Source organism: Paenacidovorax caeni, assembly GCF_001298675.1.
Classification (GTDB): domain Bacteria; phylum Pseudomonadota; class Gammaproteobacteria; order Burkholderiales; family Burkholderiaceae_C; genus Paenacidovorax; species Paenacidovorax caeni.
The window spans coordinates 199,069-217,500 of sequence record NZ_CYIG01000005.1 but is presented as its reverse complement, the minus strand read 5'-3'; the positions used below and the strand labels follow the sequence as shown (position 1 = coordinate 217,500).

The 18,432-nt window shown below is 67.4% G+C and carries 15 protein-coding genes (1 of these 15 only partly in view); 5 read left to right on the top strand and 10 right to left on the bottom strand.

Features of this window, described 5'->3' with window-relative positions; all coding sequences use genetic code 11:
• The 3 genes from BN2503_RS03605 to BN2503_RS03595 all read right to left on the bottom strand — a co-directional run.
• Positions 1-967, bottom strand: the 5' portion of a protein-coding gene (locus BN2503_RS03605) for a benzoate/H(+) symporter BenE family transporter (protein ID WP_054255263.1). 221 nt of this gene lie to the left of the window's left edge; 967 of the gene's 1,188 nt are visible here — the first part of the coding sequence; it begins with the start codon at positions 965-967; its stop codon lies off the left edge, out of view.
• Positions 968-1,063: 96 nt separating this feature from the next.
• Positions 1,064-1,792: a 16S rRNA (uracil(1498)-N(3))-methyltransferase gene (locus BN2503_RS03600; RefSeq protein ID WP_054255262.1), complete on the bottom strand. Its 729-nt coding sequence runs from the start codon at positions 1,790-1,792 to the stop codon at positions 1,064-1,066.
• An 89-nt stretch (positions 1,793-1,881) separates the two neighbouring features.
• Positions 1,882-2,988 carry an aminoglycoside phosphotransferase family protein gene (locus BN2503_RS03595; RefSeq protein WP_054255261.1) on the bottom strand — a complete coding sequence of 369 codons (1,107 nt, stop codon included), beginning with the start codon at positions 2,986-2,988 and terminating at the stop codon, positions 1,882-1,884.
• On the opposite strand from BN2503_RS03595, the gene BN2503_RS03590 reads away from it, so the two are divergent.
• From BN2503_RS03590 to rsmA, 3 genes are read left to right on the top strand one after another with little or no spacing between them, the layout of a single operon-like run.
• Positions 2,987-5,470, top strand: coding sequence for an LPS-assembly protein LptD (locus BN2503_RS03590; protein ID WP_082366485.1), 2,484 nt, complete (start codon positions 2,987-2,989; stop codon positions 5,468-5,470). The genes BN2503_RS03595 and BN2503_RS03590 overlap by 2 nt on opposite strands.
• A gap of 13 nt (positions 5,471-5,483) precedes the next feature.
• Positions 5,484-6,914, top strand: coding sequence for a peptidylprolyl isomerase (locus BN2503_RS03585; RefSeq protein WP_054255260.1), 1,431 nt, complete (start codon positions 5,484-5,486; stop codon positions 6,912-6,914).
• 19 nt (positions 6,915-6,933) lie between these two features.
• Positions 6,934-7,695 (top strand): 16S rRNA (adenine(1518)-N(6)/adenine(1519)-N(6))-dimethyltransferase RsmA, encoded by a 762-nt coding sequence (rsmA, locus tag BN2503_RS03580; protein ID WP_054255259.1) that lies wholly within the window; start codon positions 6,934-6,936, stop codon positions 7,693-7,695.
• Between the two features lie 61 nt (positions 7,696-7,756).
• Here rsmA and BN2503_RS21225 read toward each other — a convergent pair whose 3' ends face one another.
• The 7 genes from BN2503_RS21225 to aptA all read right to left on the bottom strand — a co-directional run bounded on the left by BN2503_RS21225 (position 7,757) and on the right by aptA (position 15,802).
• The gene (locus BN2503_RS21225) at positions 7,757-7,879 is read right to left on the bottom strand and encodes a hypothetical protein (RefSeq protein WP_267887033.1); all 123 of its coding nucleotides are present in this window, start codon (positions 7,877-7,879) and stop codon (positions 7,757-7,759) included.
• A gap of 50 nt (positions 7,880-7,929) precedes the next feature.
• A complete protein-coding gene (locus BN2503_RS03575; RefSeq protein WP_054255258.1) occupies positions 7,930-8,355 on the bottom strand; it encodes a barstar family protein in 426 nt (141 codons plus the stop codon).
• A 134-nt stretch (positions 8,356-8,489) separates the two neighbouring features.
• Positions 8,490-8,894 carry a guanyl-specific ribonuclease gene (locus tag BN2503_RS03570; protein ID WP_054255257.1) on the bottom strand — a complete coding sequence of 135 codons (405 nt, stop codon included), beginning with the start codon at positions 8,892-8,894 and terminating at the stop codon, positions 8,490-8,492.
• Between the two features lie 165 nt (positions 8,895-9,059).
• Positions 9,060-11,369: an NADP-dependent malic enzyme gene (locus BN2503_RS03565; RefSeq protein ID WP_054255256.1), complete on the bottom strand. Its 2,310-nt coding sequence runs from the start codon at positions 11,367-11,369 to the stop codon at positions 9,060-9,062.
• 201 nt (positions 11,370-11,570) lie between these two features.
• Positions 11,571-12,632 carry a sensor domain-containing diguanylate cyclase gene (locus BN2503_RS03560; RefSeq protein WP_233494996.1) on the bottom strand — a complete coding sequence of 354 codons (1,062 nt, stop codon included), beginning with the start codon at positions 12,630-12,632 and terminating at the stop codon, positions 11,571-11,573.
• A 229-nt stretch (positions 12,633-12,861) separates the two neighbouring features.
• Positions 12,862-14,379 (bottom strand): CoA-acylating methylmalonate-semialdehyde dehydrogenase, encoded by a 1,518-nt coding sequence (locus BN2503_RS03555; RefSeq protein WP_054255254.1) that lies wholly within the window; start codon positions 14,377-14,379, stop codon positions 12,862-12,864.
• Positions 14,380-14,446: 67 nt separating this feature from the next.
• On the bottom strand, positions 14,447-15,802 hold the full coding sequence (aptA, locus tag BN2503_RS03550; RefSeq protein ID WP_054255288.1) for an omega-aminotransferase AptA: 1,356 nt from the start codon (positions 15,800-15,802) through the stop codon (positions 14,447-14,449).
• Positions 15,803-15,889: 87 nt separating this feature from the next.
• Between aptA and BN2503_RS03545 the strand changes: the two genes are divergently transcribed.
• On the top strand, positions 15,890-16,840 hold the full coding sequence (locus BN2503_RS03545) for a LysR family transcriptional regulator (protein ID WP_054255253.1): 951 nt from the start codon (positions 15,890-15,892) through the stop codon (positions 16,838-16,840).
• A 46-nt stretch (positions 16,841-16,886) separates the two neighbouring features.
• Positions 16,887-18,428 carry an AMP-binding protein gene (locus BN2503_RS03540; protein WP_054255287.1) on the top strand — a complete coding sequence of 514 codons (1,542 nt, stop codon included), beginning with the start codon at positions 16,887-16,889 and terminating at the stop codon, positions 18,426-18,428.
• The last annotated feature ends 4 nt before the right edge of the window (positions 18,429-18,432 follow it).

Sequence of the window (18,432 nt, the reverse complement as noted above, 5' to 3'; positions counted from 1 at the left end):
CCAGCTCGCGCGGAAAGGCGGTGAGCAGCCCGGTGATGACCGCGCCAAACAGCCCGATCACCACGTAGATCAGTCCGCAAGACGCCGCTGCGGTGTAGCGCTTGCTGCGGTCCTCATGCGCCTCCGGCCCCATGCAGATGGCCGCGGTAATCGCACTGAAATTCAGCGCAAAAGCACCGAAGGGCGCCAACACCAGCGTGGCCAGCCCGGTCATGGTGATAAGGCGCGACACGGGTAACTGGTAGCCCGTGGCACGCATCACCGCCACGCCTGGCAGGTTCTGCGATGCCATGGTGACCACGAACAGGGGCAGCGCCAGACTCACCAGCGCCGAGAGGCTGAAGTGCGGCATGGTGAACACCGGCATGGCCAGCTCCAACTGCACGGCCGACCAGCGCATGTCCCCGCGCAGTGCAACGAAAAGCACCGCCGCCGCCAGTGTGACGACGACCGCATAGCGCGGCAGCCGCTTGCGCGCCAGCAGGTAGGCCGCCAGCATCACCAGTACCAGCGGCAGCGCCGTCTGCGCGGCGGCAAAGGCCTCCAGCCCAAAGCGCGCCAGCACGCCCGCCAGCAGCGCAGACGCAATTTCCATGGGAATGCGGTTCATCACCCGCTCGAACCAGCCCGTCGCGCCCGCCAGCGTAATAAGCAGCGCACACACCATGAAGGCACCCACGGCTTCGGCCATGGAAAAGCCGCCGGCCACCCCGGCCGTGGCCAACACGGCAGCGCCCGGCGTGGACCAGGCCACCATGACCGGCTGGCGCAGCAGCAGCGAGGGCACGAGCGAGCACAGCCCCATGCCCAGCCCCAGCGCCCACATCCATGAGGTGATTTGCGCCGGCGTAGCGCCAAAAGCCTGCGCCGCCTGGAACACGATGGCCACCGAACTGGTGAAGCCCACCAGCACGGCGACGAAGCCGGCGGTGAAGGCCGAAAGGCTCAGGTCTTTAAAAAATCGCATGGCCGGCCATTCTGCCTGTTGCCAAGCCCCCTTGCGTTCGCTATGAATTAAAGAGCTGGAAGCGCTTACCCAGCAAGGGCTACAGAGGGCTTTTACTCAAATCAGCAAGGCGGCCAGGGCCGCCAGCGGCGCCGTCTCGGCGCGCAGCACTCGCGGCCCCAGCGTCACCGGGGCAAAGCCCTGGCCCAGCGCCATCGCCTCTTCGGCAGCGCTGAGCCCGCCTTCGGGCCCCGAGAGAAACCACAGCGCGCCCTGCGGCGCAGCCCCCTCGCGCAGCGCCCGGGTTTCGGGGCGCAGGGACAGCAGCAGGCGCTGGCCGGGGCCCGCTGGCGCCAGGGTGGGCAGTACCTCGGCCAGCGTGGCCATGGGATGCACCGTGGGCACGCGGTTGCGCCCGCACTGCTCGCAGGCCGCCACGGCCACAGCTTGCCAATGGGCGCGCTTCTTGTCGGCGCGCTCGCCCTTGAGGCGCAGCACGCTGCGCTCGGCCGCCACCGGCGTGATGCTGGCCACGCCGAGTTCGGTGGCTTTCTCGACCAGCCAGTCCATGCGCTCGCCCGCCGTGATGCCGGCCAGCAGATGCACGGCGCGGGCGGCCTCGCGCTCTAGCGCCAAGTGGGCGTCGATGCGCACGCGCACGCTGTTGCGGCCCATGTGCAGCACGATGGCTTCAAACTCCCCGCCCTGGCCCTGCGCTCCGCCATCAAACAGTGTGATGGCATCGCCTGGCTGCAGGCGCAGCACTTGCACATGGCGCACGGCGCCTTCGGGCAGGTCGATTTCGGCGCCGCAAACCAGCGGTATGGGGCTGTAAAAGCGGGGCATGCTGAACTGTTTGCTCTTGGTTTGCTATTGAATAGTGAGCTGCTAGCGCTTGCCCAGTATGGGCTGGAGGCTATTTTTATGCAAAATCGTCACATCCGCCCAAACGCGTAGCCCACAGGCGCGCTGGTGCCCTCGATCTGATCGACCAGGCGCAGCAAAGGCGCCAGTTCGCGGTAGCGCGTGGCCGTGGCACGGATGTAGGCGATGAAGCGCGGTGCGTCCGCCAGGTACTTGGGCTTGCCGTCGCGCAGTGTCAGCCGCGCGAAGATGCCGGCCACCTTCAGGTGGCGCTGCAGGCCCATCCATTCGACGGCGCGGTAGAACTCGCCAAAGTCATCGCCCCAGCCCGAGGCGCTGCGCGCGCCGAGCAGGCCCGCGCGGCGCGCCTTCTCCCAGTAGCGCACGGTGACGTCAATGACAAAGTCCTCGTCCCAACTGATGAAGGCATCGCGCAGCAGGCTGGCGATGTCGTAGGTGATGGGGCCGTACACCGCGTCCTGGAAGTCCAGCACGCCGAGCCGCGCCCCGGTGGACGGCACCATGAGGTTGCGCATCATGAAGTCGCGGTGCACGAACACGCTGGGCGCGGCCAGGCTGTTGGCGACGATGCGGTCAAAGGCCTGGGCCAGCGTGGCCTGCTGCGCAGCATCGAGCGCCACGCCACGGTGCCGGGCCACGTACCAATCCGGAAAAAGCTGCAGCTCGCGGCGCAGCAGCGCCTCGTCATAGGGCGGCAGCACGCCGGGGCGCGACGCCTGCTGCCAGTCCAGCAGCGCATCCACCGCCAGCCGGTACCAGTCCAGCGCGGCCTGGGGTTTCTCAGGGTTCAGGACCTCGATCACCGTTTGCACGCCCAAGTCGGACAGGAGCATGAAACCGTGCGCCTCGTCCCAGGCCAGGATCTCGGGTACCCGCAGGCCCGCCTGCTGCATCAGCGCCTGCACCTGGACGAAGGGGCGGCAATTCTCTTTGTCAGGGGGCGCATCCATCACCACCAGGCTGGCACCGCTGGCGGTGTCCAGGCGCAGGTAGCGGCGGAAACTCGCGTCCGCGGATGCGGGGCGCAAGGTTTCGGGACGCAGGCCGTGGACGGCCACCAGCGGGGCGATCCAGGCGCTGAAGGCGGTCTGGCGCGCCGCATCGGGCCAAAGGGAAGAGGATGGTGCGGTGGACGGGGAGGAAAGAGGGGCGCTCATGGATAATCCGATTCTACAAACCGCCCCGCCCGCCTTGCTCTTGGGGGCGGTCTCCTTTGTCGACGTGCTTTCCCCGCCCACCAACGTGCCTTCCCGCGAGCCCACCGCCGAGCTGCATTGCCGCCCCCGTTTGACGCACAGCGCGCTGGCTGTGGCGCTGCTGGCCTGGTCGCTGGCGCCCACCGCCTGGGCCCAGGAGGAGACGCCCGCGCGCCCACTGCGCGCCAGCCCCCTGTTGCAAGAGAAGATCGCCCCCGAGGTGCGCAACCAGTTGCCGGTGTTCGTGCGCGGTGACCGCATCGAGGGCCAGGCCGACGTGAACGCCGTGGTCGAAGGCAACGCCGAGCTGCGCCGTGGCGACACGGTGATCCGGGCCGACCGCCTGGAATACACCGTGTCCGATGACCTGGCGCAGGCGCGCGGCCACGTGCGCATGAACCGCGCGGGCAACATCTATGAAGGCTCTGAGCTGAACCTGCGGGTGGAGGCGTTCGAGGGCTTTTTCAGCGACGCACGCTACCGTTTCCTCGCCACCGAGGGACATGGCGAATCAACGCGCGCCGATTTCATCGACGCTGCCCGCTCCGTGGTGCACCAAGCCACCTACACCACCTGCCAGCGCGACGAAACGGAAAGCTGGCAGCCCGACTGGATGGTGCGCGCTGAGCGCATCCACCTCGACACCGAAGAACAAGTGGGTGTGGCAGAAAACGCGCGACTGGAATTCAAGGGGCTGTCTTCGCCCGCCATCCCGCGCCTGAGCTTCCCCCTGTCGGACAAGCGCAAGTCCGGCCTGCTGCCGCCCACGCTCATTCCGGTGGACAGCGTCAACGGCCCCACGGTAGCCCTGCCCTACTACTGGAACATCGCGCCCAACCGCGACGCCACCATCACCCCCATGGTCATGGCGCGCCGCGGGCTGAACCTGGGTGCCGAGTTCCGCTACCTGGAGCCGTCGTACCAGGGCGAGATTGGTGCCAGCTACCTGCCCAACGACAAGCTGGCCAGCCGCAACCGCTGGTCCTACACGGTTAGGCACTCAGGGCTTATCAACAGCCCCCTGGGCGGGCTGGGCCTGGGGCTGAACCTCAACCGCGTCAGCGACGACGACTACTGGCGCGACTTCCCGCGCATGGCCTTGCAGGGCACCGGGCGGTCGCAGCTCATCCAGCGCCTGCTGCCCAACGACGCTTCGCTGAACTGGAGCCAGGGCGACATATCCATGGTGGCGCGCACGCTGCGCTGGCAAACGCTACAGGACGTGACGGCGCCCATCGTCCCGCCCTACGATCGCCTGCCCCAGCTCACCTGGCGCTACGCACCCTCCAGCCTCGGGAGCAGCTTCGACGCCAGCGTCGAGGTGGACACCACACGCTTTCACGCCGACCGCCTGCTCACCGGCCAGCCCAACGCGCAGCGCAGCTACACCATGGCGCAGCTCAGCCGCCCGTTCCTCGCGCCCTGGGGCTTCGTCACCCCGCGCGTGCAGGTGCACGCGACGCACTACGAGTTCGACGGTGCCCTGACCAACGGCGCGCGCACGGCCAGCCGCGTACTGCCCACCTTCAGCCTGGACAGCGGCCTGGTATTCGAGCGCGAGGCCGAGTATCTGGGCCGCGCCTTCACGCAGACGCTGGAGCCGCGCGCCTTCTATACCTACACGCCGTACCGCGACCAGCGCCTGCTGCCGGTGTACGACACCGCGGCGAACGACTTCAACTTCGCCACCGTTTTCACAGAGAACGCTTTCACCGGCAACGACCGCCTGGCAGACAACAACCTGCTCACGCTTGGCCTGACCTCGCGCCTGCTGAACCCCACAACCGGTGCTGAAGTGCTGCGCCTGGGCGTGGCGCAGCGCGTGCGCTTCTCTGACCAGCGCGTGACGCTGCCGGGCGTGGCGCCGCTGGACGAGCGCCTGTCCGATCTGCTGCTGGGCGCCGCCGTCAACTGGACGCCCCAGTGGGCCACCGAAGCGACGGTGCAGTACAACCCCAAGGACCACCGCTCAATCCGCTCTACCGTGGGCGGGCGCTACAGCCCGGGTGCCTACCGTACGGTCAGCGCAGCCTACCGCTTCCAGCGCGACATGAGCGAGCAGATCGACGTCGGCTGGCAATGGCCCATCAATGACCTGTGGGGCGACAAGGGCCGTGACCTGGGCCCCGGCCGGGGCCAGGGTGGCGGGCGCTGGTACAGCGTCGGACGCCTGAACTACAGCACCATGGAACGCCGCCTGGTCGATGCCGTGGTCGGCTTCGAGTACGACAGCTGCTGCTGGATCGGCCGCGTGGTGCTGGAGCGCCTGCAGAGCGGGCAGACCCAGACCAGCACGCGCCTGCTGCTGCAGCTTGAATTCGTCGGGTTCACCCGCCTGAGCCTGGGCTCCAACCCCCTGTCCAGCCTGAAGCAGAATATCCCGCGCTACCAGTACCTGCGTGAGCAAGTCAGCCCACCCAGCCGTTTTAGCCAATACGACTAGCCCGATTCATCCGATGCGCACCTTGTTGAACCATCGAGCCCTCGCCCTGGGCCTTGCCTGCCTGGGCTTCCTGGCCCACCCCGCTGCCCAAGCGCAGAAACTGCGCCTGCCCGGCGGCGCCGGCCCGTCGCTGGCCCGGGACCAGGGCAGCACCAAGGTCTCGCCCGCCGCCGCTGCGGCCGCCGAAGCGGCTGCGGCCGTGCCCGGCATTCGCCAGGCGGACTACATCGTCGCCATCGTCAACTCCGAGCCCCTGACCAACAACGAGGTCAAGGCACGCGTGGCGCGCGTGGAAAAGACGCTCTCTGGCCAGGGCATGGCCGTACCGCCCCAGGACGTGCTGGCGCGCGAGGTGCTGGAGCGGCTGATCCTGGAAAAGATCCTGCAGCAGCAGGCCGTGGAAAGTGGCGTGCGCGTGGATGACTACGCCGTGGACCAGGCTGAGCAGAACGTGGCGCGGCAGAACGAAATTTCGGTCGAAGACATGCACCGCCGCCTGGCCGCCGAAGGCCTGGACCCGAAACGCTTCCGCCAGGAGCTGCGCAACCAGCTACTGGTGCAGCGCCTGCGCGAACGCGAGCTGGAATCGCGCGTGCGCGTGAGCGAGGTCGAAGTGGAGCAGTACCTGCGCGAGCAGCAGGGCAGCAGCGGTGCCAACGCGCCCTTCGCCATCAACCTTGGCCACATCCTGGTCAGCGTGCCGGAGAACGCCAGCGCTGCCGTGGTCGATGCAGCCCAAGCGCGCGCGCAAGCTGCGGCGGAAAAGGCCCGCGTGAGCGCCAGCGACTTCGCCGCGCTGGCACGCGAGTACTCCGACGCACCGGAGGGCAAGCAAGGCGGCCAACTCGGCCTGCGCCCGGCGGACCGCTACCCCGAACTGTTCATCGACGCGGCACGCAAGCTGCCGGTGGGCGGCGTGGCCGGCCCCGTGCGCTCCGCGGCCGGCTTTCACGTGCTGAAGGTGCTGGAGCGCACCAGCGCCGGGATGCAGGCCATGGTCACGCAAAACCACGTGCGCCACATCCTGTTGCGCACCAATGCGCAGTTGAACGAGGCCACGGCGGCCGCGCGCCTGGCCGACTACCGGCGGCGCATCCTGACTGGCCAGGCCAGCTTCGAGGCCCTGGCACGCGAGCACTCGCAGGACGGCAGCGCCGCGCAGGGCGGCGACCTGGGCTGGGCTGCGCCGGGCCGCTACGTGCCAGAGTTCGAGCAGGCCGTGCAGACGCTGCAGCCCGGCGAGGTCAGCCCGCCGGTGGTCTCGCGCTTTGGCGTGCACCTGATCCAGCTGGTGGAGCGCCGTGAGGTGCCACTCACCCCGCGCGAACAACGCGAACTGGCGCGCGATGCCGTTCGCGAGAAGAAGCTGGAAGACGCCTACACCACCTGGGCACAGGAGCAGCGCGCGCGCGCCTACGTCGAATACCGCGAGCCGCCGCAGTGAGCTCCATCCCCACGGCACTATGAAGCACATTCCGCGCAAGCGCTTTGGCCAGCATTTCCTTTGCGACGACGGCATCATCGACGCCATCGTGCGCGCCATCGCCCCGGTGGCCGGCGAGCCGATGGTCGAGATCGGCCCCGGATTGGCCGCCCTGACACAGCCCCTGGTCGAACGCCTGGGACGGCTCACGGTGGTGGAACTGGACCGCGACCTGGCCGCCCGGCTGCGCCAACACGGCCAGCTCCAGGTGATCGAATCGGATGTGTTGAAGGCGGACTTTGCGCAGATTGCGCAAGCGCTGGGCGCTCCGAAAATCCGGGTCGTGGGCAACCTGCCCTACAACATCTCAACCCCGATCCTGTTCCATCTGCTGGGCTACGTGGACTGGATCCAGGACCAGCATTTCATGCTGCAAAAAGAGGTCATCGACCGCATGGTGGCCGCCCCCGCCACCGGCGACTACGGGCGCCTGTCGGTCATGCTGCAGTGGCGCTACGCCATGGAGAACGTGCTGTTCGTGCCACCGGAGAGCTTCGACCCGCCGCCGCGCGTGGACAGTGCCGTGGTGCGCATGGTGCCGCACGCCCAACCCGCGCCGTTGTCACAGGCGGTGCTGGAGGAGTTGGTGCAGACCGCGTTCAGCCAGCGGCGCAAGCTGCTGCGCCACACGCTGGGCCGCTGGCTCGAAGCACGGCAGTTCACCGGCCAGTTCGACACCCAGCGCCGCGCCGAAGAGGTGCCAGTGGCCGAATACGTGGCGCTGGCCCAGCAGTGCTCCTGAAAAAAGAGCTGCTAGCGCTTACCCAGCAAGGGCTGGAGGTTATTTTGACCAGGAATCCCGTTCAGGCGGCATTGCGCCAGTAACCGGCGTTGAACGGGCTGCTCATACACAACGCCAAGGGAGAAACGTCGACCAGCGTGTCCGCCGACACCATCTGCGCAGCGCCCGGCAGGGCGATGTCCACGGCGGGGGCCTCGGTCGCCCGTTCTGCTTGGCCAGCAGATGCAGAACGGGCTACAGAAAAGAATAGAAACAGCGGAACGCGATCTTGCGGTCGGCCCAGTAGTCGGCGGCATCGCGGAAGATGTCTAGCAGCTGCTCGCGCGCTTCCTTGTCGAACTTGACGGTGGTCGGAATCTGGTCAAGCACCACGATGAAGCCCGGCTGCGGGCCCGCCTTGTGCAGCGGGTCGGTCATGCAGTCGTACAGCGCATCGAAATTCTTGCCGAAATGGGCCGGAAAGGTGAACTGCGTGGCGATCAGCTCCAGCACATCCTGCTTGGTCTGGGCATGCGCCAGGTTGGCATACAGGAAATGGTGGCCCAGGCTCTGCGCGGCGGCAAGCAAGTCGGCCACGCGGTAGGCGCGGATGGACTGCACGATGTTGGCGCGCACGCCGCGCATGGGATTGTCCTGGTGGTGACGAAGTGGCGTTTCCATCTCCGCTGCTCTTTCTTTATCGAAGAAGCCCCCCAAGGGAGCCAAGTTGCGAGGCACGGGTGCGCGCTCCGCCAAAACGTGGGCTGCGCCAGCGCAGGCGCCAGCATGCCGGTGAAGCTGCCGCGCGTCCAGCGTCATTGCACAATTTCCCGGAAACTGGCGTAGTGGTCGCTGGTGTAGTAGCACGCGTCGGGTGTGCGCGGCGCACCGCCGCACACGATGCGCCGGGCACCGCGGCTGCGCACGCCGGGCGTCTTGACCGTGTACTCACGCCAGTAGCCCCGTGGATGTGCGGGCAGCAGGCGTTCGCGGTTGCCGAACACCGTGCCGTCCTTTTCATAGGGGAACGGGCCACCCGCGCGGATCCGCGCGTAGGTGGTGCGCCCCTGGGGCGGCAACTCGGCCAACGTGATGGTGGGGGAACCCTCGTGGGGCAATGGGCCACGCGCCGCTGCGGGCGCCGGGGCGAGTACGCAAGCTGCACCCACAACGCATGCAAGACCGGCTCGCAACGCCTGGATGGCTACAGCCTTCAGCATCGACTACACCTTTCGGCAAATTACGGGTTAACCCGAAATTTAAGCCTACTAGTGTCGCCCAAAGCCCCCCAAAAAGCAAGCGCCTGCCCAAAAAACAGGCAGACAACTTGCTAAGGAATTGCCTCTAAAGTTAGCGCACGCTCTCGCCAACCTGTTCACGCGCTCTCAGCGCGCGGCATTGGCGTCCGCCACCGTGAGCGCCGTCATGTTGACGATGCGCCGCACCGTGGTGCTGGCCGTAAGGATGTGCACCGGCTGGGCCGCCCCCAGCAGCACCGGGCCGATGGCGATATTGCCGCCGGCGGCGGTCTTGAGCAGGTTGTAGGAGATGTTGGCCGCATCGATGTTGGGCATGACCAGCAGGTTGGCATCACCTGCGAGGGTGCTGTGCGGCATGAGCGTGGCGCGCGCCTTGCCATCGAGCGCCACGTCGCCATGCATCTCGCCATCAACTTCAAGCCAGGGTGCCTGCACGCGCAGCAACTCCAGCGTCTGGCGCATCTTCACCGCGCTGGGCTGGTTGCTGCTGCCAAAGTTGGAGTGCGACAGCAGCGCCGCCTTGGGCTTGAAGCCGAAGCGCATCATCTCCTCGGCGGCCATGATGGTGATCTCGGCCAGTTGCTCGGCGCTGGGATCGTAGTTGACGTGGGTGTCCACGACGAACACCTGGCGCTCAGGCAGCATCAGCCCGTTCATGCAGGCATAGGTCTGCACGCCGGCGCGTCGGCCGATCACCTGGTCGATGTACTGCAGGTGGTGCGCCGTGTGGCCCCAGGTGCCGACGATCAGGCCATCGACCTCGCCCTTGTGCAACAGCATGGTGCCAATCAAGGTCAGGCGTCGGCGCAGCTCGATCTTGGCGATGGACACCGTCACGCCCTTGCGCTCGGTCATGCGATGGTAGGTCTGCCAGAAATCGCGGTAGCGGTGGTCGTTCTCCACGTTCACCACGTCGTAGTCGCGGCCTTCCTGCAAGCGCAGGCCGAATTTTTCGCAGCGCTGCGCAATGACGGCCGGGCGGCCAATCAGCGTGGGGCGTGCGATCTTCTCGTCCACCACGATCTGCGCCGCGCGCAGCACGCGCTCCTCCTCACCCTCGGCATAGGCCACGCGCTTGCGCTGCGCCTTCTTGGCCATCATGAAGATGGGCTTCATGGTGGTGCCGGACGCGTAGACAAAGGTCTGCAAGTGGTCTCGGTAGGCGTCCATGTCGGCAATGGGGCGCAGCGCCACGCCGCTGTCCTCCGCAGCCTGGGCCACGGCAGGGGCGATCTTCATCATCAGGCGCGGATCGAACGGCTTGGGAATCAGGTACTCGGGGCCAAACGAGAGCTGCTCACCCACATAGGCCGCCGCTACCACCTCGCTCTGCTCGGCCTGTGCCAGCTCGGCGATGGCGTGCACGGCGGCAATTTCCATCTCGGTGGTGATGGTGGTGGCACCACAGTCCAGCGCGCCACGGAAGATGTAGGGGAAGCACAGGACGTTGTTGACCTGGTTCGGGTAATCGGTGCGGCCCGTGGCGATGATGGCGTCGTCGCGCACGGCCTTCACGTCCTCGGGCGCAATCTCGGGGTTGGGGTTGGCCAGCGCGAAGATCAGCGGGCGCGGCGCCATGGCGCGGACCATGTCCTGCTTGAGCACACCGCCGGCCGACAAGCCGAGGAACACGTCGGCATCCGCGATCACCTCGGACAGCGTGCGTTGGCTGGTCTTCTGCGCGAAGAACGACTTGTCGTCGTCCATCAGCTCGGTGCGGCCCTCGTAAACCACGCCCGCAATGTCGGTCACCCAGATGTTCTCGCGCGGCATGCCAAGCTTGACCAACAGCCCCAGACACGCGAGCGCAGCCGCCCCTGCACCGGACGCCACGAGTTTGACCTGGCGCATGTCCTTGCCGGCCACTTTGAGGCCATTGAGGATGGCGGCCCCCACGACGATGGCCGTGCCATGCTGGTCGTCGTGGAAGACCGGAATGTTCATGCGCTCGCGCAGCTTGCGCTCGACGTAGAAGCAGTCCGGCGCCTTGATGTCCTCCAGATTGATGCCGCCGAAAGTGGGCTCCAGCGCGGCGATGATCTCGACCAGCTTGTCCGGGTCCTTCTCGTTGATCTCGATGTCGAACACGTCGATGCCCGAGAACTTCTTGAACAGCACAGCCTTGCCTTCCATCACCGGCTTGCCCGCCAGCGGGCCGATGTCACCCAAACCGAGCACCGCCGTGCCGTTGGTGACCACGCCGACGAGGTTGCCCCGGCTGGTGTACTTGAAGGCCGCCGCCGGATCCTTGACGATTTCTTCACAGGGTGCTGCCACGCCGGGCGAGTAGGCCAGCGCCAGATCGTGCTGGTTCACCATCTGCTTGGTGGCGGCGATGGCCACCTTGCCGGGCTTGGGAAACTCGTGGTATTCCAGCGCCGCACGGCGCAGCAGTGCGCGTTTGTCAGTGGGGGTCGGGGCCGTGTTCTCGGACATCTTGCTTCTCCAGCGAAGGCAGGGCCGGCGGACGGAGCATGTAGGCCTGGACTCCGCCGGCGGGGTACAGGAGCCCGATAGGGCCCCAAGGGGGAGCCGATTTTAGGCCGCTCACCTTCCCCCGCGCTGGCGAGTGAAACACTTGTGATGGGCAGGTAGTCAATACCCCCCGCCCATGCCCATGCGCCCAGCGCCCGAAGTTCAGAAGCCCCGCGCCTGCGGCGCGTGCACCACGACACGGTTGCGCCCCTGCTTCTTGGCCGCGTAAAGCGCCTGGTCGGCGCAGACAACAAGCGCCCGGGGCTCCTGGCTGCTGTCGGGACACGCTGCCACGCCGCACGACAGGGTGGCGGCCAACTCGCACTCGACGGTGCGCACCCGCAGCGCCTCAAACGCCTGGCGCAGCACCTGCGCGCGCTGCGCCGCCACAGCCACCGGGGTGTTGTCGAGCACCAGCATGAACTCCTCGCCGCCGAGGCGGCACGCCACGTCCTGGGGCCGCACGTGACGCAACAGCAGTTGTGCCAGCGCCTGCAGCACCGCATCGCCCGCGGCGTGGCCATGGGTGTCGTTGACCCGCTTGAAATGGTCGATATCGATCATCAGAAGAGACAGCGACGCGCCCTGGCTGGCGCAGCGCTCCAGCATCGGGGCGAGGACTGTATCCAGGTGGCGCCGGTTAAACAGGCCGGTCAAAGGGTCGCGCAGCGCCTGTTCGCGCAGCTGCGCCTGCAGGGAGCGGATTTCATCGAACTGCCCGCGCAGCTGCGCGTGCACCGCATGCTGGGCGATGGCCCGCTCATAGCCGTCGCGCGCAAATGCGAAGAGGTACAGCCCCAGCGCCGCCATGCACAGCGCCGTGGTGCGCAAATCGGTCTCGGGGTGCCAGTGCAGCGGCACCGCCAACGCGACCAGCGCAATCCCCACCCCTATGTTCAGGAGGAACCGCACCCCGCCGCGCCCACCGTGAAAAACCACCATGTTGATGCAGCCCGAAGCGCACAGAATGAAGGTGATCCACAGCGGGAAGCCTAGTGCACTCACCCACATACCCGCCAGGACGATATCGGCGTCCATGTTGTGCATTTCCGCGCGCCGCTGGTCGTCCGCGCGGCGCGCGCGCCAATAGGCCAGGTGCGGATAGACCAGATAGTTCAGCGCCAGGGCCACCCACCCCCAGGCCGGTGCGCCGATGGTCAGCAGGTGCGATCCCAGGGCCACGAAGAGCAGTACGTAGGACGCACTGCGGTTGCGCCGATTCATGCGCACCGTCCAATGCACACTCTCTCGGCGGGTGGACTCGGGGGGCGATTTCATCTGCAGACGGGTTTTGTGCGAACGACTGTAACAGGGTGCATCGCACGCTTGCGGCCAAACTGGCGCCCTCGCAGGCATCTTTTCGCGCCCTCATGCCGCCGCACGCCCCCCCACGGACAAAGCCGCCCACGGCGAACAACCGGGGCGGCATGGGGGAAGACGGAGGAAGGTCGGCTCAGCGGCTGCTGGGGAAGCTGAACACCGCGCCTTCGCGCACACCCGCGCTCGGCCAGCGCTGGGTGATGGTCTTGCGCTTGGTGTAAAAGCGCACGGCATCCGGGCCATAGGCGTGCAGGTCGCCAAACAGGCTGCGCTTCCAGCCGCCGAACGAGTGGTAGGCCACCGGCACGGGCAAGGGCACGTTCACGCCCACCATGCCCACCTGGATATGGTCGGTGAAGTAGCGGGCAGCCTCGCCGTCGCGCGTGAAGATGCAGGTGCCGTTGCCGTATTCATGGTCGTTGATGAGCTGCATGGCTTCCTGCAGCGTCTTCACGCGCACCACGCCGAGCACGGGGCCGAAGATTTCTTCCTGGTAAATCTTCATGCCGGGCTTGACGTGGTCGAACAGGCAGGCGCCCAGGAAGTAGCCTTCCTCATGGCCGGCCACCTGCACGCCCCGGCCATCGACCACCAGCGAGGCACCCTCGGCCACGCCGCTGTCCACATAGGCCTTCACCTTCTCGAAGTGCGGCTTGGTCACCAGCGGGCCCATGTCGTTGCTGTTGTCCGTGCCGGGGCCGACCTTCATCTTGGCGATCTCGGTCTTCAGGCCCGCGATCACGGCGTCACCCACTGCGTCGCCCACGGCCACCAGCAGCGGGATGGCCATGCAGCGCTCGCCGCACGAGCCGTAGGCCGCGCCCATCAGCGCGCTGACGGCGTTGTCCACATCGGCGTCGGGCATCAGCACGGCGTGGTTCTTTGCACCGCCCAGGGCCTGCACGCGCTTGCCGTGCTTGCAACCCTCGGCGTAGATGTATTCGGCAATCGGCGTGGAGCCGACAAAGCTCACGGCCTTGACGCGGGGGTCTTGCAGCAGCGTGTCCACGGCCAGCTTGTCGCCGTTGACCACGTTGAGCACGCCGGGCGGCAGGCCGGCTTCCAGCGCCAGCTGGGCAATGAACAGCGCGCTGGTGGGGTCGCGCTCGGAGGGCTTGAGCACGAAGGTGTTGCCACAGGCCACGGCCATGGGCCACATCCATAGCGGCACCATGGCCGGGAAGTTGAACGGCGTGATGCCTGCGGTGACGCCCAGCGCCTGGAATTCAGACCACGAGTCGATGCTGGGGCCCACGTTGCGGCTGTGCTCGCCCTTGAGCAGCTCGGGCGCGTAGCTGGCGTATTCCACGTTCTCGATGCCGCGCTGCAGCTCGCCGTGCGCGTCGGCCAGCACCTTGCCGTGCTCGGCGGTGATCAGGGCGGCGATCTTGTCGGCGTTCTCTTCGAGCAGCACTTTGAGCTTGCTCATCACGCGGGCGCGCTTCAAGGGCGGTGTGTTACGCCAGGCGGGGAAGGCTGCCTCAGCGGAGGCGATGGCGGCCTCCACCGTGGCCTGGCTGGCCAGCGCCACGCGGGTGGTCGATTGGCCGGTGGCGGGGTTGAACACGGGCTGCGTGCGTTCGGTGTCGGCGACGAGCTGGCCGTCGATCAGATGGCCGATGGTCTGGGTCACGTTGTTATCGTTCTGCATGGTTTAGGGGTCAAATGGGCCTCTAGCGCTTATCCAACAAGCGCTAGCAGCTATCAAAATTGATGAATCAAGCGGTTTCAGCCAGTGCGTCGCCCAGGGCGCTGACCAAACGGTCGATCTCCGCTTCCGTGCTAATAAAGGGCGGCGCGAGCTGGATGGTGTCGCCACCGTAGCGCACGTAGAAGCCCTTCTCCCAGCACTTCATGGCGATCTCGTAAGGGCGCTTGGCGGGCTCGCCGGGCAGGGCGCTGATGGTGATGCCCGCGGCCAGGCCGTAGTTGCGGATGTCGGCCACATGCTTAGCCCCTTTCAGGCCGTGCACGGCGTTCTCGAAGTAGGGCGCCAGCGCCTTCACGCGTCCAAGCATGTCTTCCTTCTGCAGGATGTCGAGCACCGCGTTGCCCGCCGCACAGGCCACGGGGTGGGCCGAGTAGGTGTAGCCGTGCGGGAACTCCAGCATGTACTCGGGGCCGCCCTGCGCCATGAAGGTGTCGTAGATCTCTTTGGTGGCGATCACGCCGCCCAGCGGCTGCGCGCCGTTGGTCACCTGCTTGGCGAAGTTCAGGATGTCGGGCGTCACGCCAAAGGCCTCGGCCCCGGTCCAGGCACCGCAGCGGCCAAAGCCGGTGATGACCTCGTCAAAAATCAGCAGGATGTTGTTCTGCGTGCAGATTTCGCGGATGCGCTGCAGGTAGCCCTTCGGCGGGATCACTACGCCGGCCGAGCCCGAGAAGGGCTCCACGATCACCGCAGCGATGTTGCTCGCATCGTGCAGGGCGATCACGTCGAGCAGCTTGTCGGCCAACGCGCGGCCGCCGTCCTCGGCCATGCCCTTTTGGAAGGTGCCGGCCGGCGGCTGGGTGTGGGGAATGTGGTCCGCCTCCACGCCCTGCCCGAACAGCTTGCGGTTGCCCACGATACCGCCGACCGAGATGCCGCCGTAGTTCACGCCGTGGTAGCCCTTCTCGCGGCCGATCAGGCGCGTCTTGGTGCCCTGGCCCTTGGCACGCCAGTAGGCGCGCGCCATCTTGAGCGAGGTGTCGGCCGACTCGGAGCCCGAGCCTGTGAAGAACACATAGTCCAGCCCGGCGGGCGTCAGCTCCTTGATCTTGTTGGCCAGCGCGAACGACGCGGGGTGGCCGAACTGGAAGGCCGGCGCGTAGTCCAGCGTGGCGGCGGCGCGGCCGATGGCCTGGGCCACCTCGGTGCGGCCATGGCCCAGGCCCGAGCACCACAGGCCCGACAGGCCATCAAAAATCTTGCGGCCTTCGGCGTCGGTGTAGTAGGCGCCCTGGCCGCCCACGATCATGCGCGGCTTGGCCTTGAAGTTGCGGTTGGCGGTGAACGGCATCCAGTGCGCGTCCAGCCAGGCGGCGTCCATGCGCGGGGCGGTGGTGGTTTCGTCGATCACGGCAAAAGACATGGCGGTCTCCAGAAAGGGAATGCACGCATTGTTGGCGCCCGCCATAATTCGTTGAAGCAACAAATATCCACGTTCACTTGCCAGTTTATGCAAGTAAAAACCGCCCCCCGCCAGCGCGCCGTGCTGGGCCAGCTCAGCGACATGGACCTGCGCCTGCTGCAGGTGTTCAAAGCCGTGGTCGAGTGCGGCGGCATGGCCGCGGCCGAGCTGGAGCTGAACATCGGCACCAGCACCGTGAGCCGCCACGTCAAGGACTTGGAAACGCGCTTGGGCCTCACGCTGTGCCGCCGCGGCCGCACGGGCTTCGCGCTCACGCCCGAGGGGCAGCGCGTGTACGAGGAAACGCTGCGGCTGCTGGCCTCGGTGCGCGGCTTCCTGGGCAGCATCGACGACATCCACACGCGCATGGGCGGCGCGCTCGCCATCGCGGTGTTCGACAAGACGGCGAGCAACCCCGCCGCACGCATCGGCGACGCCATCGCCGCCTTCACGGCCCAGGCGCCGCATGTGCAGCTGCAGTTGCATGTGGGGTCGATCAACGCCATCGAGCGCGGCGTGATCGACGGCAGCTACCAGGTGGGCATCATCCCCGCGCACCGCAGCTCGCAAAGCCTGGTCTATAGCGACCTGTTCGGCGAAACCATGCTGCTGTACTGCGGCGTGGGCCACCCGCTGTTCGGCCAGCCGCCGCAGGCGCACGCGGCCCTCGACTGGGACGCGCTGCGCGCCTACCCGTTCGCGGGCCTGGGCTACCACTCGCCCAACATGGAGCTGAGCCACCAGGCGCAGCTCACGCGCAGCGCCACCGGCTTTGACCAGGAATCCATCGCCACGCTGGTACTGTCGGGGCGCTTTCTGGGCTTTCTGCCAGACCACTACGCCGAGGCCTTTGAGAGCCAGGGCCGCATGCAGGCCGTGAACCCACAGCAGCTGCACTACCACTGCCGCTTCGTCAGCCTGGTGCGGCGCTCGCCCGCGCCGAGCCGCGCGGCGCAGGCCTTTGTGCAATGCCTGCAAGATGCACATGCCGCGGCCTGATGCCCCCCAAGAAGATTCGTACAACACGTTCCCGGAGACAACACTCATGAACATTGCCCGCCTGCTGCAGCGCAGCGCCTCCCTGTACCCTGACCGCCCGGCGCTGCGGGTGGGTGCCCAGCCCTGGTTCACCTACGGCCAACTCGGCGCACGCGTCGCCGCGCTGGCCGCGCACCTGCGCCAGCAGGGCATCGGCCCGGGGGACCGCGTGGCCCTCTACGCTGCCAACGTGCGCGAATACCTGGAGGCCCTGCACGCCGTGTACTGGGCGGGCGCCGTCACCGTGCCGGTGAACTACAAGCTGCACGCGCGCGAGCTGGAGTACGTGCTGCACGACAGCGGCGCGGCGCTGCTGCTGGTTTCGCCCGAGCTCGCGCCCGCTGCCACGCCGGTAGCGCCCCCTGGCACGCAGGTGCTGGTACTGGGCGCACCCGCCTACGAACAGGCCATGCACCAGCCCCCCCTGCCGGTGCAGGAGCGCGCACCGGACGACCTGGCCTCGCTCTTTTACACCTCGGGCACCACGGGCCGGCCCAAGGGCGTGATGCAGACCCACCGCAACCTGCTGGCCATGACGGCCTGCTACTTCACCGATGTGGACGACGTGGATGCGCGCGACGCCATGGTTTACGCCGCACCCATGTCGCACGGCGCCGGGCTGTACAACTTCGCCCACATCCTGCGCGGTGCGCAGCACGTGGTGCCGGCCTCGGGTGGGTTCGAGCCCGCGGAGCTGCTCGATCTGGCCCAGCGCGTAGGGCGGCTGGTGCTGTTCGCCGCACCCACGATGGTCAAGCGCCTGGTAGACCACGTGGAGAGCGCTGGCGGCCCGGACGGCGCACCGGCGGTCTCGGGCTTCAAGACCATCATCTACGGCGGCGGCCCGATGTACGTGGACGACCTGCAGCGCGCACTGGCCACGCTCGGGCCCTGCCTGGTGCAGATCTACGGCCAGGGCGAGAGCCCCATGACCATCACCGCCCTGGCGCGCGAACACCTGCTGGACCGGGCGCACCCGCGCTGGCTGCAGCGCATCGCCTCGGTGGGCGTGGCCCAGTCGCTGGTGGAGGTGCGCGTGGTGGACGCCGCCGGCGCGCCGCTGCCCGTGGGCGAAGTCGGCGAAGTGGTGGTGCGCGGCGAGACCGTGATGCCCGGCTACTGGAACAACCCCGAGGCCAGCGCGCAGGCGCTGCAGGGCGGCTGGCTGCACACGGGCGACACGGGCAGCCTGGACGCGGACGGCTTTCTCACGCTCAAGGACCGCTCCAAGGACCTGGTCATCTCCGGCGGCTCCAACATCTACCCGCGCGAGGTGGAAGAGGTGCTGCTGGCGCACCCCGCCGTCTCCGAGGTGGCCGTGATCGGCCAGCCCGACGCCGAGTGGGGCGAGGTGCCCGTGGCCTTCGTCGTCGCCCGCGCGGGCGCGGCGCCCGACAGCGCCGCCCTCGACGCCTGGTGCCTGGCGCAGATGGCCCGCTTCAAGCGCCCGCGCCACTACCACTGGGTGGCCGCGCTGCCCAAGAACAGCTACGGCAAGGTGCTCAAGACCGCGCTGCGCGCCGGGCTGGCGGACGCACAGGATTCATAGGGAA